At 55.8% G+C, this 25,427-nt stretch carries 20 protein-coding genes; 9 read left to right on the top strand and 11 right to left on the bottom strand.

Annotation, left to right across the window (positions count from 1 at the left end; genetic code table 11):
• Positions 1-22 precede the first annotated feature (22 nt).
• Together WJU22_RS23735 and WJU22_RS23740 are read right to left on the bottom strand one after the other, a co-directional pair.
• Entirely contained in the window at positions 23-433 is a 411-nt protein-coding gene (locus WJU22_RS23735; protein WP_341840654.1) for a DUF3592 domain-containing protein, read from the bottom strand.
• A complete protein-coding gene (locus WJU22_RS23740) occupies positions 430-867 on the bottom strand; it encodes a DUF3592 domain-containing protein (RefSeq protein WP_341840655.1) in 438 nt (145 codons plus the stop codon). Before WJU22_RS23740 ends, WJU22_RS23735 begins: the two co-directional genes overlap by 4 nt.
• Positions 868-1,061: 194 nt before the next feature.
• Here WJU22_RS23740 and WJU22_RS23745 point away from each other — a divergent pair, with 194 nt between their 5' ends.
• A complete protein-coding gene (locus WJU22_RS23745) occupies positions 1,062-1,460 on the top strand; it encodes a VOC family protein (RefSeq protein ID WP_341840656.1) in 399 nt (132 codons plus the stop codon).
• 32 nt (positions 1,461-1,492) lie between these two features.
• Here WJU22_RS23745 and WJU22_RS23750 read toward each other — a convergent pair whose 3' ends face one another.
• Together WJU22_RS23750 and WJU22_RS23755 are read right to left on the bottom strand one after the other, a co-directional pair.
• A complete protein-coding gene (locus tag WJU22_RS23750) occupies positions 1,493-3,958 on the bottom strand; it encodes a TonB-dependent receptor domain-containing protein (RefSeq protein ID WP_341840657.1) in 2,466 nt (821 codons plus the stop codon).
• Positions 3,959-4,143: 185 nt separating this feature from the next.
• A complete protein-coding gene (locus WJU22_RS23755; protein WP_341840658.1) occupies positions 4,144-4,593 on the bottom strand; it encodes an SRPBCC family protein in 450 nt (149 codons plus the stop codon).
• Positions 4,594-4,843: 250 nt separating this feature from the next.
• On the opposite strand from WJU22_RS23755, the gene WJU22_RS23760 reads away from it, so the two are divergent.
• Positions 4,844-5,089, top strand: a complete 246-nt coding sequence (locus tag WJU22_RS23760) for a maleylpyruvate isomerase N-terminal domain-containing protein (RefSeq protein WP_341840659.1) — start codon at positions 4,844-4,846, stop codon at positions 5,087-5,089.
• 14 nt (positions 5,090-5,103) lie between these two features.
• On the opposite strand, the gene WJU22_RS23765 is transcribed toward WJU22_RS23760, so the two are convergent.
• The 4 genes from WJU22_RS23765 to WJU22_RS23780 all read right to left on the bottom strand — a co-directional run bounded on the left by WJU22_RS23765 (position 5,104) and on the right by WJU22_RS23780 (position 9,253).
• On the bottom strand, positions 5,104-6,024 hold the full coding sequence (locus WJU22_RS23765; protein WP_341840660.1) for a gliding motility-associated C-terminal domain-containing protein: 921 nt from the start codon (positions 6,022-6,024) through the stop codon (positions 5,104-5,106).
• Positions 6,025-6,046: 22 nt separating this feature from the next.
• Positions 6,047-6,907, bottom strand: a complete 861-nt coding sequence (locus WJU22_RS23770) for a hypothetical protein (RefSeq protein WP_341840661.1) — start codon at positions 6,905-6,907, stop codon at positions 6,047-6,049.
• A 4-nt stretch (positions 6,908-6,911) separates the two neighbouring features.
• Positions 6,912-8,258: a hypothetical protein gene (locus WJU22_RS23775; protein ID WP_341840662.1), complete on the bottom strand. Its 1,347-nt coding sequence runs from the start codon at positions 8,256-8,258 to the stop codon at positions 6,912-6,914.
• A gap of 395 nt (positions 8,259-8,653) precedes the next feature.
• A complete protein-coding gene (locus tag WJU22_RS23780) occupies positions 8,654-9,253 on the bottom strand; it encodes a hypothetical protein (RefSeq protein ID WP_341840663.1) in 600 nt (199 codons plus the stop codon).
• 202 nt (positions 9,254-9,455) lie between these two features.
• Between WJU22_RS23780 and WJU22_RS23785 the strand changes: the two genes are divergently transcribed.
• The 7 genes from WJU22_RS23785 (at position 9,456) to WJU22_RS23815 (ending at position 18,409) form a co-directional block, all read left to right on the top strand.
• Positions 9,456-10,043, top strand: a complete 588-nt coding sequence (locus tag WJU22_RS23785) for a sigma-70 family RNA polymerase sigma factor (RefSeq protein WP_341840664.1) — start codon at positions 9,456-9,458, stop codon at positions 10,041-10,043.
• An 88-nt stretch (positions 10,044-10,131) separates the two neighbouring features.
• Entirely contained in the window at positions 10,132-11,127 is a 996-nt protein-coding gene (locus WJU22_RS23790; protein ID WP_341840665.1) for a FecR family protein, read from the top strand.
• Positions 11,128-11,169: 42 nt separating this feature from the next.
• The gene (locus WJU22_RS23795; RefSeq protein ID WP_341840666.1) at positions 11,170-14,508 is read left to right on the top strand and encodes a SusC/RagA family TonB-linked outer membrane protein; all 3,339 of its coding nucleotides are present in this window, start codon (positions 11,170-11,172) and stop codon (positions 14,506-14,508) included.
• Entirely contained in the window at positions 14,475-14,660 is a 186-nt protein-coding gene (locus WJU22_RS23800) for a hypothetical protein (RefSeq protein ID WP_341840667.1), read from the top strand. Before WJU22_RS23795 ends, WJU22_RS23800 begins: the two co-directional genes overlap by 34 nt.
• Positions 14,661-14,672: 12 nt before the next feature.
• Positions 14,673-16,055, top strand: a complete 1,383-nt coding sequence (locus tag WJU22_RS23805; RefSeq protein WP_341840668.1) for a RagB/SusD family nutrient uptake outer membrane protein — start codon at positions 14,673-14,675, stop codon at positions 16,053-16,055.
• A gap of 48 nt (positions 16,056-16,103) precedes the next feature.
• Positions 16,104-17,165 carry a TlpA disulfide reductase family protein gene (locus WJU22_RS23810; RefSeq protein ID WP_341840669.1) on the top strand — a complete coding sequence of 354 codons (1,062 nt, stop codon included), beginning with the start codon at positions 16,104-16,106 and terminating at the stop codon, positions 17,163-17,165.
• On the top strand, positions 17,165-18,409 hold the full coding sequence (locus WJU22_RS23815; protein ID WP_341840670.1) for an amidohydrolase family protein: 1,245 nt from the start codon (positions 17,165-17,167) through the stop codon (positions 18,407-18,409). Before WJU22_RS23810 ends, WJU22_RS23815 begins: the two co-directional genes overlap by 1 nt.
• A gap of 64 nt (positions 18,410-18,473) precedes the next feature.
• On the opposite strand, the gene WJU22_RS23820 is transcribed toward WJU22_RS23815, so the two are convergent.
• The 3 genes from WJU22_RS23820 to WJU22_RS23830 are packed head-to-tail and all read right to left on the bottom strand — an operon-like array spanning position 18,474 to position 25,217.
• Positions 18,474-20,465: an FAD-dependent oxidoreductase gene (locus WJU22_RS23820; RefSeq protein ID WP_341840671.1), complete on the bottom strand. Its 1,992-nt coding sequence runs from the start codon at positions 20,463-20,465 to the stop codon at positions 18,474-18,476.
• A 15-nt stretch (positions 20,466-20,480) separates the two neighbouring features.
• Positions 20,481-21,926, bottom strand: coding sequence for a RagB/SusD family nutrient uptake outer membrane protein (locus WJU22_RS23825; protein WP_341840672.1), 1,446 nt, complete (start codon positions 21,924-21,926; stop codon positions 20,481-20,483).
• A gap of 27 nt (positions 21,927-21,953) precedes the next feature.
• Entirely contained in the window at positions 21,954-25,217 is a 3,264-nt protein-coding gene (locus WJU22_RS23830; RefSeq protein WP_341840673.1) for a TonB-dependent receptor, read from the bottom strand.
• Positions 25,218-25,427: the final 210 nt, after the last annotated feature.

Below are 25,427 nucleotides of genomic sequence, written 5' to 3' on the forward strand. Positions count from 1 at the left end.
TATTCAAAGGTAAGGAGGCAAATCATCCCCCGAAATATCCGCGCAGCAAAAAATATCCACCGCCAACAACCAGCAGGTCTACCGCCACGGCCATCAAACCTAACGGCCAGCCGAACACCCGCCAGTAACGCAGGAACGTCATGGATTCCGGACGGGCAGGATCGAAAATAAACACCGCTTTATCCCCTACCTCCCAATTGGCGGGCGAAGAAGAAGTGCCATGCCGGTAAGTGATCGTTCCATGCGCCTGTGTGGGTATCTCGAAAACCGGGTAATACAGGTTGCCATCCGCATCCTCCACTTCAGCGACGCGGACAACAATACCCTCCGCCCGCTCGCCGGCCCTCACGAAACGGAGGCTCCGCTTCAAAGCCGCCACGGCAGCGATCAACAGCAAAATCCCCACGATCACGAATATGGAATAAACGATCATCTTTCTACGTTTGATTGCATTTGAAAATCACTGGATCGCCGCCCTCGGAACAACGGCCGCAGCCAGAAATATCCCGCCCCGAAAATAAGCAACGGCAAAGCGACCACCAGGTACAGCAGCGCCCAGTTGAACAGCCAGAAATATTGCAGCATTTTCGCGGATTGCGGATCGGCCGGGTCGTACAGGAAAATAGCCTCCTCCCCGATCGCCCAGGCAGAAGGATTGCTGGCCGCCGCATGGTAATAACGGACGGGCTCGTCGCCACTCGTTTTCAAGGTAAACACCGGCGAAAATGCGCCGTCAATTTCTTCCAGGGAAGTAACGGTACCGGTTGCCCGCTGGCCACGGTCGATAAAATCGAGGGAACGCTTTATTTGGTAAAACGACAGGAGCAGTAGTATAATGCCGGTTAACAGGTAAAATTTGTACAGCATAATCAGAAGGTTCGTGTATCGCGCAGACAGTTGCCCGCCTTGCGATACCGGTGGTTTTTCATTTCAGGACAGTCATCAAATATAATGCTGTTGCACGAAACGTCCGGAAAAACGTTATTTTTAATATGGAATGAACGGCTGTATGCCGCCATCAGCCTTCAACGGAACCATTTCAACATCCAAATGCCATTGCTATGAAAACGCAGTTATCCACGTTTCTGACTTTCCAGGAAAATAACGCCGAAGCGGCCATGAACTTCTACATCAGCCTGTTTGCCGATGCGAAGGTTATCGACATCCATCGGTACGGAAAGGAAGGGCCGGGGAAAGAAGGGTCTGTCATGATCGCTTCGTTCGAACTGAACGGAAAAGCCTTCCGCTGCAGCGACAGTTTCGTCAAGCACAACTGGAGCTTCACGCCCGCTATTTCCATTTGGGTCGATTGTAAAGATGAAAACGAGCTGACGACCCTTTTCACCAGGCTCTCCGAAAACGGGTCGGTTTACATGCCCCTGAACAATTACGGGTTCAGCCGTCAGTTTGGCTGGGTGGGCGACCGTTTCGGGGTTACCTGGCAGTTAAATCTTGCATGATGGCGCAACTTATCAAACGCAGGTATCGATAACTAGAATTCCTTGTCCCCGATTTCGCTGGCCGGCAGTTTGGATTTGCCGCTCAACCGGTTGAGGTTATACCCGAGATGGATGAGGAATACGTCGGTTTCGTAAATATAATTCGTTGTGGTATAAAAATCCCGGCCGCTTGTGGTGATCCGCTGCCGCTGGGTTTGCTGCATGCCAAGATCGATATTCTGCCACTGCAATGTTGCGGAGAAACGGCCGTCGAAAAAAGTCTTTTTAAGTGAGGCATTGGGCACCAGGAACCGTGAATCCTCGCCTTGCGCCGTGGGCCTGACGGACAGGTAGTTGATATTGGCCTGCATGCTCCACCCGTCGCCCAGTTTGAAATTGGAATTCGTATTGATGGAATATACCCAATCTTTATTGTTGACGGAGGAGGTAATGCCCAGGATCGTGAGATCGCCTTTGATCCTGTAGTTATACACATTTCCGCCGATGTACAGGCTCCACCATTTTACCGGCTCCAGGTTCGCGCCCGCTTCCAGCCCGAAAACAGTAGCCGCTTCGGCATTGGTGAATACCCGGTTCAGAATGGTATCGGCATATACGCTGTTAACCCGTTGGATGGGATGCTTAATGTGCTGAAAATATAATGTCCCGAATAAAGAGCCTTTCTTGAAATTATGTACCGTTCCCAGCTCCACTAGATCGATAAACGAGGGCAACAGGTCGGGATCTCCCTGTTCCAGTGTTTCGGAGTGTTCCCGTTCCGGGATGGGGTTCAGTTCATAGTTGTTCGTACGCTGGATCCGTTTACTGTAGCCGGCCTTGACCTTCCAATCCTTTTTGATGGCGTATAACAGGCTGGCAGAAGGGAAAAGGTTGGACAGATCGAGCCGGTGCGGCGCCGGGTCGTAAGACAGCCACACCGTTCTGTCGGCATATTCATATCGCAGTCCGCCCTGGTATTCCAGCTTTTCCAGCTTTCCCGAATATTGCGTGTATACCGAATGGATCCTGTTGGCGGCGGAAGCAGAGCCGCGGAAGCGATCGGCATCCGGTTGGGAAGTAGCGGGTGTTACAGAGTAGCCGAACGTTCCTTCCTGCGTGTCGTGCCGGAACTGGTATCCGCTTTCGAGTTTACCCTTTCCGATATGGATTGCATGATCGAGTTTGAGCCGGTACCCTTTGATGGGGTTTTCATATGGATTGTACACCTCCTGCAAAACTTCGCCGGTTTCAGGGTATGCCAGGTTTTTGTTGCGTGTATTGCCGTAGAGCCGGGCATTCTCGAATAAAGCGGAAGCCGAAAGGGTGGATTTGTTCCGGAACGTATGCGTATAATCGATATTGCCCAGGAAAAAATTCCCGTACCGGGTCTGAAGGTTAGAGTTGAAATAAGTGGTTTCCCGTACCAGTTCCCCATTGCCGATTTGGGACGCGGAATTATGGTACAGGATATCCGCCAAACGGGCCTGGTACCGTTTCCCGACGAAGGCGCCGGCAGAAAAGGTATTGGCCGAATCCGGCGAAAAAGTGGCGGATGCGCGGCCTGCGTAATTGTATTTGTCGAAGCTCCGTTCTCCGCTCGACGGGAACCGGGTAAGCATACCGGTTGTAAAATTTTTCGTATAGACATCCCCTTCCCGGTAACCCGCATTATCGTTCCTGGTGTAGTTCCCGCCGGCAGACACGTCCCATTTCCCTTTTTTGAAATTTACGGTCAGATCGCCGCCGAAACGCTTCGGTTTTTCCTTATTGCCATGATCGCCAGTGCTGGGCAAACCGCCCATGACGTTCGCAGCCATGGAAAACCCGTCTGTAGCGCCCTTTTTCGTCGTGATATTGATGATGCCGCCCTTTCCGTCCGGGTCATATTTTGCCGATGGCGCGGTAACCAGCTCGATGTGCTCGATGGCGTTGGCAGGAAGCTGGCTCAGGACAGTACGGGCGTCTGTCACCACTGGCTTCCCATTGATAAGCACCAAAAAATTCGACGAACCGCGTACACTGATGCCGCCTTCGCCATCCATCGAAACGGAAGGGAGGTTCTTCAAGACGTCCATGGCGTTGCCGCCTTTTGCCGACTCGAACTGTCCTGCGCGGTATACCTGCTTGTCGATCCGGTTGATGGCATTTTGTTGCGTGCCCGTTATGTTCACCTGGTCCAACATGGAGCTTCCGGGCTCCAGCAACCGAACGCCCAGGTCTAGCCGCTGGCCCGCCGCTACGCTGACGTTGCCCACGAAACGGGTTGTGTATCCCATGAACAGTATCCGGAGATAGTAATTGCCCGGAGCGAGTTTCTCCAGCAGGAAATTCCCTTTCGCATCCGTGAGGCTGCCGGCAACCAGGGAGGAGTCGCTGTTCCTGAACAAAGAAACACTGGCATATTCCAGCGGCCGGTTACCGGATTTGTCGTTGACGATCCCGGTAATGGAGGCTTTTTGCGCCCAAACGGCCTGCGTGGCCAACAGTAAAATGGAAAGGAAAATAAATCTGTAGTTCATCCCGATGTAAATAAATCGCCAACAAGGTAATGATCTCCCTCCAAATTACAGATAGGCCGAAATCGGCAATGGCGGAAGTTCCGTTGCCGGCGCTTCCTGCCGTTGGTCCATAGAAAAAGCTGCCCCAACAAAAAAGCGGAAAAACATCGCTGTCATTCCGCTTGTCCGCCGATCTCCTTTCCGGATCAAGCGTCCGGGATCTCGGGCTCTACGAGGCGGGTCAGCTTATCGAGCGACTCCTGCCAGCCGAGGTAGCAGAATTCTACGGGAATAGCTGCGGGAATGCCTTCCTGTTTGATATTGATTTCCGTACCGGCAATGGTTTTCTTCAGCACTACGGTGGTGACCATTTCGCCGGGCAGGTTGGGATCATCGAACTGATCGGTGTATTTCAGCAATTCGTTCGGCTTGATTTCCAGGTACTTGCCACCGAAAGAATGGCTGTTTCCCGTTGAGAAATTGTGGAAAGACATCCTGAAGGTGCCGCCTGTTTCGGGTTTCATTTCGTGCACGGTGCAAAGGAAACCATACGGGGGCAACCAGGAAGCGATGGCCCTTTCGTCGGTGAATGCGCGGAAAACTTTCTCCGGCGTGGTTTTCAGCATGCGGTGTAATGTTACGGTATTGCCTGACATAGTTTCTATTTTTTTGGTCCCTACTCTTTTGGCTTTTCGGTGCCGCCCGTTTATTACAGTGGTGGCTGCTCCACTTACCATACAAAAGTGATGGTAAAAACCGACTTCCGCAGTGGCAGGATGCGACAAAACCGGGGTAATTTGCGACTGCCGCGAAATGCGCCCCATTGCAGTAATTCCCCGAAATTCGTTAGTTTACCGTTGCCCGGCCCGGGCATTTCATCCGGAAACACAGCTCAATCATCCAACAATGACTATCCAACAACCCGTCCACGTAGCACACCTGTTGCCCATGCTCGATGCCAAACTTTCTGAATTATTGCGATCGCTCACGCCGGAAGAATGGCAGGCGCAAACAGTGGCGAAATTGTGGAAGGTGAAAGACGTGGCGGCGCATCTGCTGGACAGTAACATCTGTATCTTATCCATTTTGCGGGACGGATATTTCGGGGAACAGGCGGACATTCATCCCGGCAAGACCTCCTCGATTTCCTGAACGGCCTGACAGCTTTATCGCAACACCGTAATATTCCCTTTGAACAGGTGCCATTCTCCCGCAGCATCGCGCACCCGGAGGATGTACACATACGTGCCCACTTCCTGCCCCTGCGCATCCCACCGCTGCTGGTAATTCTTTTGCGTGAACACAACGTTCCCCCAGCGGTTGAACACCGTCAGCTCATTGTCCGGATACCGCTCCAGACCGATGATGCGGAACCGGTCGTTATGCCCGTCGCCATTGGCCGTAAAAGCGGTGGGGATGAACAGCGGCATCACCTGAAGCAGGTGCGTGGCGCGGTTGTTGGCGGGCACGCTGTCTGGCTGCGAAGCCGTAACCGTAGCCGTATTCTCGATCGTGCCGGTTTTGGCGGCTTTCGCCAGGATGGTGAGCGTCGCACTTTCGCGGGCGGGCAAGATGGGTATTTCCCAGATTACCTGGTGCCTTCCGGGTTGGTAAGTCGCGGTCCCTTTTGCGGGAGGTTGCAGCCTGTCGAACGATAGCGCCGCGGGCAGGGCGTCTGTCACGATGATCCCCGTGGCGGTGGCGGGACCGTTGTTGGTGACGGTCAGCAGGTATGAAATGTTTTGTCCGCCCAGCAACTGGCGGGCGTCGGCCGATTTGCTGATAGACATGTCCGTCCCCTGTTGCCGCGGCCCGGTGGGGCCGGTGAGGACCACGGGGTCTGAGGGGTCGGAGGCGCAGGCATCCGGGCCATTGAAAGCTACCACGGTGTAGGTGCCTGGCTCAACGGTCGTATGCGCGACACCGTTAGCACCCGGAATGGGGAGCCCGTTACGGTACCATTGGTATCGCAAAGCACCAGGAGCGGCAGCGATGAGCCTGGCGGGCCTGTCCGGGTCTACGGGCCTTGTCGGCGGACCGGATTGTGCCATGGCTACGGCTGCGCTCCCGGTGAGGAAAGCGGTCAATATGCGGGATTTCCGCCGCATGTTACTCGATGGTGATCGTCGGTTTGCCGGCTTTCTTGTATTCTTTCACGACAACGTTGGTAGTGCTGGTGCCGCTGTACAATGCAGGCGCAGTATAGGTGCAGGCGGTTTTGGCGGCATAATTCACGTCGAGCGCAATGGAATAGGTTTCCGCATGCCCAGGATTTGCCGCAGCGGTGAGCGTATAGCTATCTGCGTTCCCAACGGTGGTCTTAACGCTGGAACCGTCCACTTTAGACCAGGTGTACTGCAGCTCGAAATCGTCGATGGTCAGCGCCGGCAGTTGGGTACCGGTGATGGTGCGCGGCGTGGCATCGAACGCTACAACGCTGGTAAAAGTGAAGGCGTTGGGGCCGGTGGGGGCGCCGTTCTCGGAGCAATAGCTTACGCCTTCCGCATCTGTTTTATTGACGCGGGGCGTCACTTTCAGCGGCGGCAAAACATACACCGTGAAATAGGTAGGATCGGCCTCGCAACCCGTGGCCGCGCCGATGGTGGCCGACACCCGGTAAATATGCCATCCGGGAGACGCATTGGTAACGTTGGCCTTGTTCGGCGCACTGCCGGCGGTCATCGGCTGGTAAGTAGTACCGTCGGTATTCATTTCCTCCCAGGTGTAATTCGTGTACGGCAGGTTGTTTTCCGGATCGGTGGTCGTAGACGCCAGTGTGAACGTGGACGACCCGGTGCAGAACAGGGTACTGCCATTGTCGGTGGACGTCCCTTGCAGGTAATTGCCGCCGTTCTTGAAAAGCCCGGCCGGCGTGGAGATTTTGGTTTGTGCGGCGGCATTGTTCGCCATGAGGAGGCATCCTGCGAAAAACAGGCAAGCCAATGTAATGTTGCGGAGTTGTGTGCTCATATGATCAGGGATTGTTTTGAATAGTTAATGCAGGTGATGCGGCTTTCGGCATTACGTTCACTGTTACCGAAGCCTGTGTTTCAGTGTTCGTGCAACCGGTGCGCTGCGCCTCCACGTTGAAAGTGTAATTACCCGGCGTAGTGATCACCGGCGTGATGCTGTTGCCCGTTCCGATAAATGTGGTGCCGTTGTACCAGCGGTACGTGGCGCAGGATTCCGGCGAATTCACCGACAGGGAAATGCCCGACACCTGCGTGATACAAACGGGATTGGGCCCGGCGGAACCGTTGAGCGTAAAGGACACCGATGGCTGCCGGGCAATACGGGTAACGTCGAGCAGTTTGAGGGTGAGGAGCACGCCGGCAACGGCGTTGAGCTTGATCTCCACCCGGTCGAACGATCCGGCGATGGCGGCGGTGAGGATATTGACGGGGCTTCCCGGCGCCAGGAGCCGCAGTTGCAGGCCGGTGGCCGCGTTGGTGATGGGCGCCCCTACAGGCGTGCTGCCCAGGTATGGCTGGATGCTGAAATTCCCCAGCAGCAACAGGTCGAGCAGGGAGCCGCCCTGCCTTTCGATCATGATGCGGACGGAGTCTCCCGGCACCGAAGCCGTATTGAAAACGACGGTCTCGTACACGCTGCCGGCGGCGTTCACGCCCATGTTCAGCACCGCGGCGCTGGTAAGGTCGGCATCCACCGCGTTCCATTCATTCGTTACGGAGCCGATACCTACAATATTGAGCGCCGGGATCACGCCGCTTAATACATCCACGACGCCGTTGCAGGCAATTGAACTATTGGTGTTCTTGTAGTAATAGGCTTCGTAGACTTTCATGCTGTAGGCGATGCCGATGCCGTTCACGGTGATCACGACCCCGTCGAAATTCTGGCTGGGGACGAAAGACAGTTCCATCGTGGCGGTGCCGTTGACCAGGCCGAGGAGTTGCGGATCGTCGAGTTTTTCTGTGGCGATGTTGACTTTGGTGCCACCGGTCCCGTTGTAATATCCCTGGATGGTGAAACTGGGCAACAGGGCGAGAAAGCCGCTGAATGTGGACACTTTCAGGTAAACCCGCGTGCCGCCATTCACCTTCTGCTGGAAACCCAGCCATTGTTTGGCAGGGGTCAACAATCCCGCCGTAAGCGTGGACGGCGTAGTGACATTCCCGTCAACGGCATCGGTTTCATTCCCAACGTTGCCGGACTTTTCGGATGAACTGGCATATTGCCGGATCTGCCGGGTGCATTGTGCATCGGCCATTGCCGGCCAGGCGAGCCAGATCAGCAGCAATATTTTGCCCAGGAAATGTGAAGCGCGGAGAAAATATGTTTTCGAAGGATACGGCCTCATAGGCGGGATACGGCTGCGCGGGGATTAAAAAGCCCGCTGTCATACGAAATAACCGATTATACCGCTGCAGGGATGTTGTGAACGGAGAATGAACAAAGATGGATGAACGGAATGCAAAATGAACAAAATGAACAAGATAAGTTTTCAGTCATTAACAAATATTCCCATTTGCATTATGCGTTATTAATTTTTTCAATTAATTAATTTTTACAATATTCATTTCAGGCATGAAAAAACCCGCCGTTCCGGCGGGCCTTACTGTTGATCAGGAATCGCTATTACTTCGGGTTCGTCTTCACCACGATCCATCCCGCCGAAGCACCATCGTCTGTCGGCGTCGCCTGCACCCAAATGATATTGTCTGCCCGGCGGATCACGTACGTTGCCGGATCCATTTACTTCGGGTTCGTTTCCACCACGATCCATCCCGCCGAAGCGCCATCGTCCGTCGGCGTCGCCTGCACCCAAATGATATTGTCTGCCCGGCGGATCACGTACGTTGCCGTAGGCTTGAACCCGATAAACCCGTAACCGCTGTTGAACCGTAAACGGTTTTGCTCGATCTCCGTTATCCGGTCAGACGGCACCTGGCTCTCGTTCACCTTCACACCTCCCAACGCTACCACACTGTCACCCACCGCTTGCAGGAAAGCCGCGTCCGACCAGGTGCCTCCACCCTTCACGCGACTGAAAAACACGTTGCCTTTCACCACCTCGAAATGATCGCCGACCCAAAACAGGGCGCTGTCTCCTTTCGCAATGGGGTTTTGCTCCGCATTGGCATAGTCTTTCCCCAGACTTACGTACGGGAATGTGCCCAAAGGTTTGTCCGACACCGGGACCTTCTCCAGCGAGAACGCCGCCGTTGCCGCAGGTGCCTCCACCGGCGCGGGAGTTTCCGGAATGGAGTCTGAAGTCGTTTTCTTTCCGCCGTTGTTGCAGGCGGCCAGCAGGATCGCTGCTGAAATAGTGAGGTAAATGGTTTTGTGCTGCATATGTTCCGATTTTAGGGGTGTCCAAATATACGGGATTCCAATATTCTCCTGCCGCGCACGGATACATTTGCAATGAATTCCGATACACCTCTCGCTTCCCGTCTTTAACGTATATCTGAATCCACCGTACCCACTTTTTCACCTGCAGAAATGCGGCGAAAAGTGACGCCCCCCTTTTTCCGGACACGAAATTCCCTATCTTGTGGGGAAACAAACAGACCAGCAGACCAAAGTCTTATCCTTGCATATGTTCGATGAGCGCCACATCTGGGCCAGGTTTTGCGAAGGGGAAAAAGCAGCCTTCCGGGAATTGTACGACCATTTTTACACGCGGATGTTCGTGTGGGGATGTAAATGGTTGAAAGGGGAAGAAGCTTTTGTCAGGGATACGTTGCATGATTTTTTCATTTATCTCTGGGAACGGCGCACCCGTCTTTCCCAACCAGCCCATCTCTCCGCCTACCTGCTCACGTCCTTCAAACGCCGTTTGACGGACGGGTGGGAAAAGGAATTGCAGTCTTCCGGGCTCGACAACCTGGCCGATCAATCCGAATCAGATATGACCGAAGCGGAAACGTTCTCCGCGCAGTTCGCCCTCGTGCAGGCGGCGTTGGCCAACCTTTCGCCTGCGCAGCGCGAGGTGATCGAAATGCGGTACCTCGCCGGCATGAGCCCCGAACAGATCGCCGCCCATAAAAACACGAGTCTCCGCACGGTGTACAACCTCATGCACCGGGGCATCACCCAACTCCGCCGCCAGGTGGGCAGCCAGCATTTGTTCTTCCTCTAACCCGATCTTCCATCCTCCTGAAAAAAATTTTCAAACCGCGTGGTAAATCCATCCCGGTTTTGCCTCTGTCTTGTTAAAAAAAGGCTCCATGGGGGAATTTACGGCTGCAAAACTGGCCACGCTACCATCTTTCATCAACTACTGCCACGGTACCGACCGCGCCGATGCCGCGTATTGGGAACGCTATCTACAGGAGCATCCTGCAAAAGCGCCCATGATCGCCGAAGCGCGCGAGCTGGTCAACATCGGCAGCTGGATGGTGCGGGGTGAAAAAGAAAAATCCGCCGCCCTCGACCGGCTCGATGCCTACCTGGCTGCACCGGTTGTGGCCCGCAGTCGCCGGCGTTACCTCCCCTATGTAGCAGCGGCCGCATCCGTGGCGGTCCTCATCGCCGCGGCGATTTTCCTCACCCGGCCCAAACACGCGCCCATCGCGCCCGTCATCGAAACCGCCGCGCAGAACGCCCGCAAGAACCTCTTATTGCCGGACAGCAGCGTTGTGCTACTGGAACATGGCACGCTCGTGGAACTGGAAAATGATTACGGCAACCATCGCCGCCTCGTACGACTGGAAGGCACCGCCTATTTCAAAGTGGTCCAAGATCCCCGCAAACCCTTCAGCGTGCTGGCGGGAGAATACCTGATCACGGCGCTGGGCACTTCCTTCCGCGTGAGCATCCGGCCGGATAGTTTGCAGGTGTTGCTGGAAGAAGGTAAGGTGAAAGTGGAATATGTAGCCGGTAAAAAACCGGAGCTTATTGCCGTGCTCGGGCCTTCAGACCGGCTCGATCTCCGCCCCGGCGCCACCGCTGCGCCGCAGCGCGGCACGTTCCGGGCTGCCGAGCTCCACACCTGGAAAGCAGAAGAAATCGTATTCGACAATACGCCGCTCACCGAGGCCGTCCGCCAGTTGGAAGCGGTATATAATATCCGGATAGCGTTGCAGGATTTCGATCCGAAAAAGGAAACCTTCTCGGGGAGGTTCCGCAACGACCGACTGACCGAAGTGCTCGAAGTGCTTTGCTTTACATTAAACAAGCGATATGAGATAAACGAGGATTCTACCGAAATCATTATTCATTAATCAACCAACATAGCAAGCGTTATGCAATGTATTCGCCGACTGTTGTCTTCACGGACGACGCTACTCTTTATTGCCCTTACCTTACCGGGCCAGCTGCTGCCCACGCAGGTGCTGCACGCCCGCCAGCAGGAAACGGCCGGTTTCCAGAAGGAGCCCGTCGAGAAGGTTTTCAAAACTTTGGGCGCCCGGTACAAGGTCCGCTTCTTCTATACCGGTTCCGTGACCGCGAAGAACGCCGTCATTTCCATGCCGCAAAACACCCGCAGCCTCGAAGAGGCGTTGCAGTACCTGACGGAACATTATGATTTCCTTTTCCGGCAGCAGGACAATATGATCAGTGTAAGCCTGAAAAGCGCCCGCTCGCTGGACCCCGTGTACCAGGAGCGCGTGGTGAAAGGGCGCGTGGGCCTGCTCGACGGCGACCGGATCATCTATGCGCCAGGCGTCACCGTTCGTGAAAGTGGCACCACCAGCGCCACCATCACCGATGAAAAGGGATATTTCAATCTCAAGCTGAAAGGCAACTCGTCGCAGCTCATCATCAGTTATCTCGGATACGAGACCAGCCAACAGGAAGCAGGCGCCAACACCATGCTCAACGTGACGCTGAAACCTGCTGCCCAGGCCATCCGCGAAGTAGTGATCTCCACCGGCTACCAATCCCTCGCGAAGAAAAACACCACCGGCGCGTATTCCTCCCTTTCTCCGCAGGAGATCGAGCGCAGGAGCAGCCAGTCGCTCAATCAGATCCTGGAAGGCAGCATCCCCGGGCTTACACTGGCCACACGGTACACAGGCCTTGCGCGCGACCGCCAGTCGGCCGGCGTAGACCTGCAGATGCGCGGCGGCAGTGCCATCGCTGTTGACAGGAACCAGCCGCTGATCGTGGTAGACGGGTTCCCGGTGAACCAGTTGCCGGACAATATGAACGACGTGGAAAAGATCGACGTGCTCAAAGACGCGGCAGCAGCGGCGATCTGGGGCGCCCGCGCTTCCAATGGCGTGATCGTCATTACCACCAAACGTGGCAAAGACGGGAAAGTCCGCATCAACTACGCCGCCAATACGTATTTCACGCAACGGCCGGATTACTCGAAGCTGCATCGCGCTTCGGCTACAGATATCCTGGATTACGACAAGGAATTGTACGATAAAGGGTATGTTTTCCCGGCGATGTTCGCGGGCGGCACCAACGGCTATTCCCCGTCTTTCGACCTGCTCCTCCGCCTCGACGCCGGCGATATCAGCCAGTCTGACTACACCCGCATGCGCGACTCCCTGGGCGGCATTTCCAACCAAAGCCAGATCCGCGACGGGCTCACCCGCACCGGCATCCGGCAGAACCATTACCTCTCGTTTTCTGGCGGTAGCGACCGGTACCGCTATATGATTTCCGGATCGTACGACAATAACAAATCGAACTTCATCGGCAACAAGGAAGAACTCTTCCAGCTCAACGCCCGCAACGATATCGAAGTAACCCGCAACTTCAGCGTGAACGTAGACATCAACGCCATTTCCGGCAGTTCGAAAGCCGCCGGGGCTTCCAATTTCGATGTCCAGCAATTGCCGCCATACCAGTTGCTGCGCGACGAACAGGGCAATTACATCCGCGAATACATCGCATTCAATAAAGGCTCCAACGACGAGATCGTAAAAATGGGGTATCTCGACAACGGCAGAAACCTCATCGAAGAATCGCTGCTGGCCGATAACCTTACCAAAAAATTCGGCATCCGCGCGAAAATTGGTGCGGCATGGAAAATCTGGAAAGGCCTGACGGTCAATTCCAGCTTCCTGTACGACCGGTTGAAATCCAGCACCAGGAAGATCACCGATAAAGACGCCTACGCCGCCCGTTCCTACATCAACCGCTACGCCAACGTGGAAAACGGGAAGGTAATTTTCAATATCCCTATCGGCAACATGCTCGACCAGTCGGAAACCTCCTACAACAACTGGGCGTGGCGCTCACAACTGAACTACTCCACGCTGATCGATTCCAAACACTTTATAAGCGCGATCGCCGGTTTCGAAATGAAGAAAAACGTCACCGACGGGTTCAGCTTCCGGAAATTCGGGTACGACGACGAGCTGCTGGCCTGGCAATACATCGATCAGAAAAAACTCGCACAGCCCGGGTTGATCTGGTGGAACGGCAGTGGACTCGCATCATTCGATCCCAACAGCCTCGACCGGTTCAGCTACAACGATGTGCGCGAACGGTCTTACTATGGGACTGCCGTGTATACTTACGACGACCGATATACCTTCACAGGAAGCTACCGGGTAGACCAGTCGAACATGTTCGGCGCCGATCCCAAATACCGCCGCACCCCGTTATGGTCTGTGGGTGGCGCGTGGAACGTGGCCGAAGAAAACTTCTTCCGCGTACCGGCCGTGAGCATGCTGAAACTCCGCGTTACCGCGGGCCTCACGGGCAACTACGACCGCGAGACTACGCCCTTGCTGGTAGCCACCCGTACCTTCCAGGCCGCCCTGGCGGATTATCGCGCACGCGTCAACTACTACAACCCGAAACTCCGCTGGGAACGCACGCGTACCATCAACGCCGGGCTTGACCTCGGTTTGCTGAAAGACAGGTTCCAGGTGTCGGTAGACGTGTACAACCGTTATGGGTACGACCTGCTCGGCAGCGTGCTGCTCGACCCTACGGTGGGCTTCAACACGTTCAAGATCAACGCATCGAAGATGACCAACAAGGGTGTAGACCTCGCTATCCAGGCCAACATTATCGACGGGAAGGGATTCCGCTGGTCGTCTCGCCTGAACGCCGGTTTCAACAAAAACAAGATCACCGACAACAAGATCCAGGATAGTAACCCTGCCATTAGCCGGGTGAGCGGCGGCGGCACGTATGTGGAAGGTTACCCGCGCGAAGCATTCTGGAGCTACCGCTGGGCGGGGCTGGACGAGCGCGGCAATCCGCTCGTGTATGGAGACAACAACGAGAAAGTGAAGCAGGCCGTGCTCTCTTCGCTGGTGAACAATGGCGTATACAGGGCGCCTTATTCAGGAGGGTTTACGAACATCTTCTATTACAAAGACATCTTTGCCAGCGCGTTCCTGACATACAATTTCGGCAACATCATCCGCCGGTATACACCGGATATGAACGGGCTCGCCTTCGGCACCAACTACGACGCACGCGTGTCTGAACGTTGGCGCAAACCGGGCGACGAAGCCGCTACCGACCTGGCTTCCATCACCCTTCCTGGGACCCGGCCGATTTCTATGACGGCCGCGAACGTGCGATCCAGTATTCGACCAACAGCGAAATGCCCGGCGCTTACATCCGTCTCCGTGAGGTGCAGCTCGGATATAAATTGCCTTCCACGCTCCTCAAGCGCAGCTTCCTGAAAAGCGTTTCCGTAGTAGCGCAGATGAACAATGTGGCGCTGTGGAAGAAAAACAAATTCGGCATCGATCCCGAAGCGGTAGATCCGGTGACGGGAACGTATTTCCTGCCTGAACCGCGCGTTACTACATTGACTTTAAGGGTTGACCTGTAAAAAATGAAGCACATGAAAAAAATCACGCTATATATCGCCGCGGCGCTTGCCCTCACGGCAGGCGGCTGCAAAAAATTCCTCGACGTTACGCCGAAAGGCAGGATCCTTCCAACTACCGTGGCGGATTATGAACTGTTCATGAACGACGTGGTGCTGGCCGATGCGGGTTACATCAGCCCGGAATTCGCGACAGACGACCTTCTTTTCAGCGAAGAAAACGCGCGGCTCGTGGCCCGCACTACCAAAATTTACCTCTGGCAGAAGGAAACGATGCTGGTGACGGAAGACGATAGCGAATGGAGCCGCATCTACACCAATGTATTCAATTGCAACCTGGTGCTCGACAAGATCGACGCGGCCACGGAAGGCACGGCGGAAGATAAAGCCCGCATCAAGGCGGAAGCCAAGATCCACCGGGCATGGGCTTTCTTCCATCTCGCCAATATCTACGGCAAGGAATACACGCCGGCTACAGCGGGCAAAGACCTGGGTACTCCCCTGCTGCTGATCCCCGACCTGGAAGCCAAAACCACCCGCGCTACGGTGCAGGCCATTTACGACCAGGTGCTCAAAGACCTGAACGACGCCCTCGCCACCGCATCGCTGCCCGACGTGGGCCGCAACTACGTGCATCCCGGGAAGGCCGCGGCCACGGCACTGATGGCCCGCGTGCAACTGTACATGGGGCATTATACCGAAGCGAAAACCTTCGCCGAAAAAGCGTTAACCTACAACGCTACACTGCTCGATCATAACACCTTCTCCTTTTCAAACCCGGCGAAGCCATACAGCGGCGTCAAAAACAAACCGGCCGCGGAACTCAACCCGGAAAACCTCTTCCCCCGCACCAACGGCCAAACCGGTACTTTCACGCGGTTCATGATCTCGCCGGAACTGCTGGGCATCATCGGCGAAAAGGACCTCCGTTACGTATTCGCATTTACCCGCATCCCGTTCTCGGCTTCCACCCCTGCCGGAGCGTTCCCGGATTATCTCCGCGGAGCCGTGAACTTCAGCATCGGCGTGCCCGAGATGATGCTCATCAAAGCCGAAGTGCTGGCCCGCAACAATCAGAAAGACGAGGCCGTGGCCCTGCTGAACACCCTTCGCCAGAAGCGCTTCAAACCCGAAGATTATGTGCCCCTCGCGGCGGCGAACGCAGACGAGGCCCTGCAACTCGTACTCCGGGAAAGAAGACTGGAACTGCTCTACAAGGGCGTTCGCCTGTTCGACCTGAAACGCCTGAACCAGGACCCGCGCTTCAAAAAAGATCTCGAGCGTACGCATAACGGCCAAACCTACCGCCTGCCCGCCGGTTCGCCGAACTACCAGATGGAGATCGCGCCGAAGATCATGCTCATCAACCCTGCCATTCTTCCCAATATCAGAAACTAACCATTCATGCCCGGGGTACACGGTGCCCCGGGCTTAACCCGTTCCCACATGAAAAAAACATGGTTCACCGCCGCCTTCCTCGCAACCGTTTCCTGCGGGTTTGCCCAGCAATTGCGGATCTCCACGCCCCTGCATGCCGACGGGTCGAAAGTGACGATCTACCGCGAATGGCCGACACGCCAGCTCATCGACACGCCACTCCTGAAAGATGGGCACATTTCCATCCTGTTGCCCGACAACGGACGGGCCGTGTATTCCGTTCAGCTGCGGAAGCCCTGGGCCAACGCTACCGTATTCTCGTCCCGCCAACCTATTGACATCGTTGTCGGGAAAGACACGCAGGTAGTCGTAAAGGGCGATGCGGTACTGCAGCAACTCGTTTCCTTCGAAAAAAGCCTCAAGCCGCTGGAAGCCGAGTGGAGCAAGCTGGGCGTGGAATACGGCAATGAGCAGGACATGGAAAAGAAACTCGCCCTCAATGCCGCCACCAACCGCATGGCCACCGAAGTGCAGGATAAGCGGCTCGCCTTTGCCCTGAAGCATTCCGGCAACCTCGCCGGTGCCTGGAGCGCTTACCAATACGCATTTGCATGGACGGATGCCTCCCTTTCCAGGCTCATCCCCTCCTTCCGCCAACAACCCTGGGCCTCGGCCACGCTGGCAAAGCTGGAAGAAAAGCAGGCAGAAGCCGCCAGCAACAACATGACCGGACAAACCGCACCGGCGTTTTCCCTGCGCTCCATCAACGGCGACCTGGTGTCGTTGGAAAGCCTGCTGGCAACTAACCGATATGTGCTGCTCGACGTATGGGCATCGTGGTGTACACCCTGCCGCGCCGGCAACCGCAAACTGGCGCCGCATTACGATGCACTGAAGAAAAAAGGCATCGAAATCGTTTCTATTTCGGTGGATGAAAAAGACGAGCTCTGGCGGAAAGCCGTAGCGGCCGATAAAATCCCCTGGCCGCAGCTGGTAACGCCGGAAGGCATGAAAAGCCCTGTTGTGGCGGCATACAAGGTAAAATCGCTGCCCGCTACCTTCCTTATCGACAAGTCCGGAAAAATTATCCGGCAGCATGTGGAATTACCTGAACTCGAAAAAATAGACTGATGCGATACGCTGTATTGTTTGCTTTGATTTTTATATGCGGGACGGGCGCTTCGGCACAACAGCTCCTCCTGAAAAACGTAACCATCATTGACGGCGATGCCGCCGTGCAACCGAGACGCGCGTCCGTGCTCATCATCAACGGCGTTATCCGGGAAATCTACACCAAAGTTCCCCGGAAACTCCCCAACACCGAAACGATCGACTGCTCCGGCCGCTTCCTCGCACCCGGCCTCACAGACGCCCACGTTCACCTGGCCACGGTGGTAGACGAAGACCTTTCCAAAGCACGGCAAGAGACCGACAGCATCGTGGGCAATATGGCCCGCCACGGCATCACGACCGTCCGCGATATGGCCGGCGACGCGCGCTACCTCGCCGCCCTGAAGCGCGACGTGCGTTCCGGCAAAACCATTGGGCCCGATATCTACTACGCAGCACAGTTTGCCGGGCCGGGATATTTTGACCTGATCCGCCGGTCGGGAAGGGACGGCGATCTCGGTAACAGCGCCTGGTACAAGGCCGTCTTTCCCGGGGTAGACCTGGCAGCGGCCATGAAAGCGGCGCGCGATGCGGGCGTTACCGGCATCAAGATCTACGCCGACCTCAGCGCCCAGCAACTCCGCGACATCACTACCGCCGCCCACCAGGCCGGCTTACAGGCCTGGAGCCACGCCGCCGTGTTCCCCTGCAAACCGGAAGTGGACGTGGAAGCAGGCGTCAACAGTATGTCGCACGCCAATGACTTCGCATTCCAGCAACTGCCCGGCGATACGCTCGAGATCGGCAAGGCCTGGGGCGCACTGTACAAAAAGGATTTCCGGCTGGATACGGTTGTCATAGAAAAACTGGTGCAACGCATGGCCGCCAAATCCATCTTCCTCGACCCCACCGTTTTCCATGCCGAAAACAACAAGATGCACAGCGCCGCCGTCGTCACCCGGATCGCACATCGCAAAGGTGTAAAAATCGTTACCGGCACCGACTGGATCTATCCCACAACCGGCGAAGTACCGCTTCTCCAGGAAATGCTGCTGCTCCAGCAAAAATGCGGGATGAATGCGGCGGAAGTCATCCAGGCGGCAACGCTGAACAGCGCGAACGTCTGTGGCCAGTACGACCGTGGCCGGGTACGCCCCGGCATGCGCGCCGACCTGCTCCTCCTCGACGCCGATCCGCTGCAAGACATTCGCGTGCTGTTCCGGCCCGTTCAGGTGTTCCTGAAAGGCAAGCCCATCCTTCAATAGATAGTGGTCAAATAAGAAAAGCCCGCCGGGATGGCGGGCTTTTTCTATGCTACTATTCAAATATTTACTGCACCGGAATAAACAGCACTGCATCCGCGATCACAACCCCATCCGCACCGTCTGTCGTGATTTCCACATATCCTTTCCCTCCTTTGGTAAGCTTCACCGTGCCCAGGTCTACCCACTCGCCCGAAGTCTGTCCTTCCACCTTCACCGCATCCGCCGCAAAATCCAACGGTTTCACGGACTTTCCGTCGGTCGACATTTTGATGCTGGTATGCTTTGCCATGTCCGCCTGTTTGGGCACATAGGAATACACCTTGTACATGCCGCTGCGCACCACTTTCGGCGTGAAGCGCACCGTGCCGGCGGCGCCATTTTCCGACACATAGGCCGACGGGCCATACGCACCGCGGTTGATCTTCTTCCAATTGCCGGTTACGGTCACCTGCTGCTGATCGTCGTTATCCACGAGGATCTCCGCCGTGGCGTTGGTAGCCAGTGGCCGCGCGCGCAGGGTTTCCCGGAGCTTGGCCACGTCTACCTGCTGCACCGTCTGCTTCGCGTCGATAGCCATGGATGCGGCGGTGGCAGCCGATTGGCCCAGCACCATGAACACAGGCTCCATGCGGATGGAACCGTAAGCGATGTGGGAGGCCGACAGGCAAATGGTCACCAGCACGTTCCCGCAATCTTCCGCTTTCGGGATGATGGAACGGTACGAAATAGGATACGGCCCGAATCCACCGATCTGCACATCGCCTTCGTTTTTCACCATACCGTCTACGATAATGCGCTGGCAGTTGTGGGAATCCATGGTGTAGGCGGCCATGCCCACGCCATCGTCGACCGTATCGCGGCCTTCGCAATTGGCCTGCGTCATCACGTAAGCGCCCACCATGCGGCGCGCTTCGCGGACGTACATCTGCGGCGACCAGTTCCCGAATTCCACATATTCATCTTTCGGATACCCCCATTGCAACATTTCCTTGCGGAGATTTTCGGGCATGCGGGGATCGTGGCCGATGAAGTACAGCAGTCCTTTATTGTACAGCTCATGCTCTTTGGTGATTTTGGCGCGGGTGGCGTAATCAGCCTCGGGATAATTCCAGTTCATACCGATCATATCGGTGGAAAAGGAACCGTTGTTGTTGATGTCTGTCTTGTGGTTGGGCATGCGGTCGAATTTGAGGATGCCGTTGAGATTGCCCGGCTTGATGCGCTCTACCACGCGCAGCAGCAGTTCGTAGCGCGTGGAGTCATAACCTTCCGGCCGGGTGATGGGCACCCTGTTTTCGGGTTGGTTGGACAGGCAGATGCGGAAATTGTACGCCTGCACTTTTTTGTCGCCCGCGCCCTGAGCCGCCAGGGGCTCGGTGCTGATGCCCCAGAGCACGCCGCTGTTGGGATCGCCGGGGGTTTTGTAGGGATCGATACCTTCGGGGAACTGGTGCTTGTCGCGCAGTTGCACACCGTTGTAGGTTTCACCGTACTGCGCGTTGGCTTCGCGGCCCACCGTGAAGGAAATGCCCGCCAGCGCGAGGAGGTCGCCTTCGTAGGAGCAGTCGATATACATTTTCGCGCGAACGGTGGAGACTTTGGGCGTTCCTCCCACGGAGGATTCCAGTTGTATTTCCGTCACCTTCCCGCCTGATTTCGTCGCTTTGGTGATACGATGGTCGTACACGATATCGAGCGCCGCTTCCTGCACGTATTGCTTAAACACTTTTTCGGCGACGGACGGTTCGAAGATCCAGGTCTCGAACTTCCCGTAATGCTTCCCGATCCTGCGGTAATAATCGCGGGAAATACCGGAGATGGCGTATTTGTTACCGATGTCGGTATAGCCCAAACCGCCGGAAGTGAGGCCGCCCAAACGCTTGCCGGGCTCGATCACCACTACGGATTTATTCAATTTCTTGGCCGTGTATGCAGCGATCACGCCGGCGGAAGAGCCGCCGTACACACAAATGTCCACTTCCCTCACCTGCTGCGCCATTACGCTGCCGGGCAATGCCAGCAGGCAATACAGTACTGTCTTTCTGATTGTTTGCATTTTACTTCAATTGGATTAGTAACCGGGATTCTGATCCTTCACGGGATCTATGGCTTTGTTATAATTCGTTTCTATTACCGGGATCGGCCAGAGCAGATGCCTGTCGGCCATCGTCTTTCCTTTCCCGGCCAGGATGACCTGTTTGGCGATGCCGAGCCGCTTCAGATCGAGCCACCGCTTCGACTCCCCGCAATTTTCATACCCGCGCTCGCGCACCACCAGGTCGATGAACGCCTGTTTGCCGCTGTAGTCTGCCAGCTTGAAATCTATCGCAGGATCGGCCGTCAGGGGATTTTTTCCGTAAGCCCTGCGGCGCACCATATTCAGTTTCTCCATCGCGTCGGCATTGGGCGCACCCGCCTGCGCCACGCATTCCGCGTAAAACAACAGGATGTCGGCATAACGGTACATGGGATAATCGTTCCCCCCGGCCGAAACCGCCTGCTTGTCCTTGAACTTCTTCAGCAGGATGGTGGTAGACCCAAGACCGAACGTTTGCGGGTACCAGTTAAATGTATAGCGCAGATCGTTCTTATCCCAGCTTTTGATGAAAGGATTTTGCTCGGAATCGCTGTAAAAAGTATAATATCCTCCCGGCGGATAAAACCCGGAATTGGGGTAATGACAGTACATGGGATATGAAAACCCTTGTCCATTAGGCACCCGCGCATATTTCAGGTAAAAAATCTCTTCCGGCGAAGTGGAAATATCCGCCCCGAAAACTTTCTCGAAATCCTCCGCGACGTCCACTTTCACGAGACTGAATTTCCCGGAATTGATGATGTTGACCGCCATGTCGCGCGCTTTATCGTACTGGTGGAGGTTCATATACACATCCGTCAGCAGCGCCCTGGCCGACGATTTCGACGGCGCGCCGCTCAGCCGCGGGTTGTCCGGCAATTTCGGTTCTGCCCATTCCAGGTCTGCCAGGATGAATGCGTACACTTGCTCCTGCGAATTGCGCGCCAGCTCCCGGTCGTTCATGTTCTTTTCGTCGCGGATTGGCACGCCGCCCCAGTTGCGGACAAGGTAGAAATAGTTGAGCGCACGCAGGAATTTCGCTTCGGCCAGGTACACGTCTACCTGCGCCGGCGACAATTTCTTCCCCAGCGGCGCCCTTTCGATGACGATGTTCGCATTGCGGATGGATTCGTAAAACGCGGCCCACATATCGCCCACGCGGGTCACGTTGGTTTGGTCGAGCCCCGTGAAATCGTTCAGCGGCGCGTGGCTGCCGCGGCCATACATATATTCGGTATAAATCTCGTGCTGGCATTCGTACAGTGCGCCGAGCGTGCTGCCGCGGCGGATGGGCACGTAAATGGCGTTGAGGCCGGCTTCCACTTCGGCGGGCGTGTTATAGAACAGTTCCGCTGCGATGGACTGCGGCTTTTCCTCGAGCGCGTCGGAACAGCCCGCCATCACCAGCATCGTTAATATCAGTATTGCAATTTGTTTCATAATGGTGGATTGGAAGATGAAAAATGATCAGAACCCGCAGCGGATGCCTACCGTCACCGATTTGCTCATCGGATAAATGGAGTAGTCGATACCTTGCGAGATGGAGTTGGAGCCGCCATAGGCGTTCACTTCCGGATCGTACCAGGAATATTTCGTGAAGGTGATGAGGTTCTGGCCGCTCACATACACCTGTGCGGAACGGAACCATTTCGCCATATTGGAAACGGGCAGATTATACGCCAGCTGGATGTTGCGGAAACGCAGGTACGAACCGTCTTCCACGAACCTGGACGACATGTTCGCCGTCAGCGTCCGCGTGATGCGGGGATATTTGGCATTGGTGTTCTGCGGCGTCCAGTGGTTGTCGTACACCTCGCGGGGCAGGTTGAGGCCCATGCCGAGGTCCAGCGCGCCTACGCGGTTCAGGTTGAACAGGTCGTTGCCCTGCGAGCCCTGGATGAAAACCGTCAGCTCAAACCCTTTATAGGAAGTCACGGAATTGAGGCCGTAGATGAAATCCGGGTTGGGATCGCCGATGAAGGTTTTATCGGCCGCGTTGATCATCCCGTCTTTGTTGATGTCTTCGTATTTGAGGTTCCCCGTTTCCGTGTACCCGATTTCCTTATAGCCGTAAAACACGCCCAGGGGCTTGCCTTCGCGGAGAATATTGATGAAATCCTGTACGGAACCGGTGTAGAACGTTTCGCCGTTGATGTCCTGCCCGTTATACAGCTTCAGTACCTTGTTCCGGTTCAAGCCGAGGTTGGCGCTGAGGTTCCACGACACTTCGCGCGCCTGGAACAGGTTCGCTTCCACTCCGATCTCGAAACCCTTGTTCTCGATCTCGCCTACATTCTGCACGGTGGTGGCATAGCCCATCGAAACGGGCAGCTTCACGTTGTTGAGCAGGTCGCGGGTCTTTTTGTGATACACGTCGAAGGTGACGCGCAGGTTGTTTTTCAGGAATGCCGCATCAACGCCCATGTCTGCCTGGCGCGTCACTTCCCAGCGGAGATCCCCCGGGAGCGTGGCCCCTGGCGCAAATCCGATCCCCAGTTGATCGCCGAAAATGGTATTGAGCGACCCGAGCTGGCGCAGTGTGGAGTACGGCCCGATAGACGGGTTGCCCGACAATCCCCAGCTGGCCCGCACTTTCAGATCGGAGATAACTTTGGAGCGTTTCAGGAACGGTTCGTTGGAAGCCTTCCAGGCGATGGCGGCCGACGGGAAATTCTCCCACTGCTGCCCGTCGGAATAGCGGGAAGAACCATCTCTGCGGATGCTCGCCGTCAGCAGGTATTTATCCTGGAAGGAATAGTTCACGCGGCCGAGGTACGACAGCAGCGCCCATTTCGCGTAGCCGGAAGCAGGGATACCCGGCGTAAGGGCGCCCTGCAGGTTCCCCGTGTTCACCACATTGGAAAGGAACCCCGTCCCGGAACCGTTCATGCTCGTCGAAATCTTGTCCTGGTAAGTAAAACCCGCCATGGCCGTAATGGAATGATCGCCGAAGGTGTTGGTATATGTTGCCACGTTCTCGTTCAGCAGGCTCGTGTATTGCGATGTATACACCGCAGCATTGCCGACGTTGTTCGTCGTAGGCTCGATGTTCTGGAACTGGTCTGTCCGGTCGTTCAGATTGTCTATCCCGCCGGAAATGCGGATGGAAAGGCCTTTCATCGGTTTGATGGTCAGCGCCGCATTGGCCAGCACGCGATCGCCCTGGATTTTGTCTGTCCGTTCATTGATGAAAACGAGCGGATTGATAATTACGTTCGAGATAAAGGGATACGCCGTATTCAGGCGGCGGTAACTGCCGTCTGGCAGATAAGGCGAAAGCGAAGGCGGCGCCATGAGCATGCCCGAGATCAGGTCGCTCCCGCGGTTGCCGAGCCCGGAATTCTGGCGGGCGCTGTTGAGGCGTGTGAGTATCGTGTTGACAGACACGCTGAAAACCTTGCTGATATCGTGCTCGATGTTACCGCGGAGGTTATACCGTTTATAGTCGCTCGTTTTCACGATCCCGTCTTGCAGGAACGCGGAGCCAGACAGCGAGAAGCGGGTTTTATCCGTTCCGCCGTTGACCGTGGCGCTGAAATTGTAGATCGGCGCGGTGCGCAGCACGATGTCTTGCCAGTCGGTACCGGGATTTTTACTCAGGCTGTCGATATGCGCTGGTGTGAAATATTCCGCCACACCATCATTACGCGCCTGTTCGTTATACAGGAGCGCATATTCGCGGGCGTTCATGAGATCCATTTTTTTGGAAACGAACTGCCAGGTGTATCCCGCGTCGATGTCCACTTTCGTCCGTTCGCCTTTACGGCCGCCTTTGGTGGTGATCATCACCACGCCGTTGGCGCCGCGGGAACCATATATAGCGGTGGAGGATGCGTCTTTGAGGATTTCCATCGACTCGATATCCGCATTTTGCAGGAAAGTAGGATTGCCGTCGTACGGGAAACCATCGATTACATACAGCGGTTCGTTGCCACCGAGGATGGAGTTGGTGCCGCGGATGCGGACGGAAACCCCGCCGCCCGGGGAGCCACCGTTCTGGATCACGCGAACGCCTGCCGCACGGCCGTTGAGCGCCTGCATGATATTGGTGGACGGGAACGCGTTGATTTCTTTGGACTTCACCTGGCTGAGGGAACCGGTAAGGTCGCTCTTGCGGACGGTGCCGTAGCCCACTACCACGAACTCGTCTGCACTGGCGGCCTGCGCCGTGAGGGTGAATTGCATGGGCTGCTCGATCAGCGCGGTTTTCTCGGCGCTTTTAAACCCGATGTACGTGACTTCGATCACGGTGCCCCGCGCCACGCGCAGCTTGAAATAGCCTTCGGCGTCGGTTACCGTGCCCTGGGAACCACTGCCCTTCACGGCCACCGTGGCTCCGGGGAGCGGCGAGCCGTCGACGTCGAGCACGCGGCCGGTGATATTGAGCATCGTATCCTGTACGAACACTTTTACGGGAGACAAGGGCGAGAAAACGGTCCGCCGTTCCTTGATGACGATATTTTTCCCGATGATCGAATAGGAAAGCGGCTGGTCTTTGAGCACCAGTTCCACGGCTTCCTCCAGCGGAAGGTTGCTCGCCTTCACGTTGATGCGCGGTGCTTTGTCGATCAGCAGATGATCATAAAAAAATACATAGCCTGTTTGTTTTTCGATCGTCCGGAAGAGTTTTTCGAGAGAGGCGTTCTTTTCCGAAAGCGAGACCTGCTGCGCCAGGCTTTTTGCGCTCACCTGCAGGCACGCAGCGAATAGCAAAATTGCGGAAAACTTCATACACAACAGCGTTTTGTAAATCCATCGCCGCGTAAAATACCGCGTACAAATAGCACTAATTTGCATAATTTTGGTTTGTTAGGGTAATAAAAATCCCGCCTGGCTGAAAGGCCAGGAACGTGGAATGCCGTGGAAATCCATTTGTCATGGTTTGCCCTTACATCCTTGCCGGCCCCGACTGCCATCGGGTCCGGTTTTTTTATGGGCGAA

It is taken from the genome of Chitinophaga caseinilytica (genome assembly GCF_038396765.1).
In the GTDB taxonomy this organism is placed as follows: domain Bacteria; phylum Bacteroidota; class Bacteroidia; order Chitinophagales; family Chitinophagaceae; genus Chitinophaga; species Chitinophaga caseinilytica.

What these genes read in the sequence shown, in the direction of transcription:
- WJU22_RS23815 (WP_341840670.1), top strand. Translation starts at nt 17,165, where the DNA reads ATGCGATACGCTGTATTGTTTGCTTTGATTTTTATATGCGGGACGGGC.
- WJU22_RS23745 (WP_341840656.1), top strand. Translation starts at nt 1,062, where the DNA reads ATGAAAACGCAGTTATCCACGTTTCTGACTTTCCAGGAAAATAACGCC.
- WJU22_RS23750 (WP_341840657.1), bottom strand. Translation starts at nt 3,958, where the DNA reads ATGAACTACAGATTTATTTTCCTTTCCATTTTACTGTTGGCCACGCAG.
- WJU22_RS23770 (WP_341840661.1), bottom strand. Translation starts at nt 6,907, where the DNA reads ATGAGCACACAACTCCGCAACATTACATTGGCTTGCCTGTTTTTCGCA.
- WJU22_RS23805 (WP_341840668.1), top strand. Translation starts at nt 14,673, where the DNA reads ATGAAAAAAATCACGCTATATATCGCCGCGGCGCTTGCCCTCACGGCA.
- WJU22_RS23735 (WP_341840654.1), bottom strand. Translation starts at nt 433, where the DNA reads ATGATCGTTTATTCCATATTCGTGATCGTGGGGATTTTGCTGTTGATC.
- WJU22_RS23760 (WP_341840659.1), top strand. Translation starts at nt 4,844, where the DNA reads ATGACTATCCAACAACCCGTCCACGTAGCACACCTGTTGCCCATGCTC.
- WJU22_RS23755 (WP_341840658.1), bottom strand. Translation starts at nt 4,593, where the DNA reads ATGTCAGGCAATACCGTAACATTACACCGCATGCTGAAAACCACGCCG.
- WJU22_RS23820 (WP_341840671.1), bottom strand. Translation starts at nt 20,465, where the DNA reads ATGCAAACAATCAGAAAGACAGTACTGTATTGCCTGCTGGCATTGCCC.
- WJU22_RS23780 (WP_341840663.1), bottom strand. Translation starts at nt 9,253, where the DNA reads ATGCAGCACAAAACCATTTACCTCACTATTTCAGCAGCGATCCTGCTG.
- WJU22_RS23830 (WP_341840673.1), bottom strand. Translation starts at nt 25,217, where the DNA reads ATGAAGTTTTCCGCAATTTTGCTATTCGCTGCGTGCCTGCAGGTGAGC.
- WJU22_RS23810 (WP_341840669.1), top strand. Translation starts at nt 16,104, where the DNA reads ATGAAAAAAACATGGTTCACCGCCGCCTTCCTCGCAACCGTTTCCTGC.
- WJU22_RS23790 (WP_341840665.1), top strand. Translation starts at nt 10,132, where the DNA reads ATGGGGGAATTTACGGCTGCAAAACTGGCCACGCTACCATCTTTCATC.
- WJU22_RS23775 (WP_341840662.1), bottom strand. Translation starts at nt 8,258, where the DNA reads ATGAGGCCGTATCCTTCGAAAACATATTTTCTCCGCGCTTCACATTTC.
- WJU22_RS23825 (WP_341840672.1), bottom strand. Translation starts at nt 21,926, where the DNA reads ATGAAACAAATTGCAATACTGATATTAACGATGCTGGTGATGGCGGGC.
- WJU22_RS23740 (WP_341840655.1), bottom strand. Translation starts at nt 867, where the DNA reads ATGCTGTACAAATTTTACCTGTTAACCGGCATTATACTACTGCTCCTG.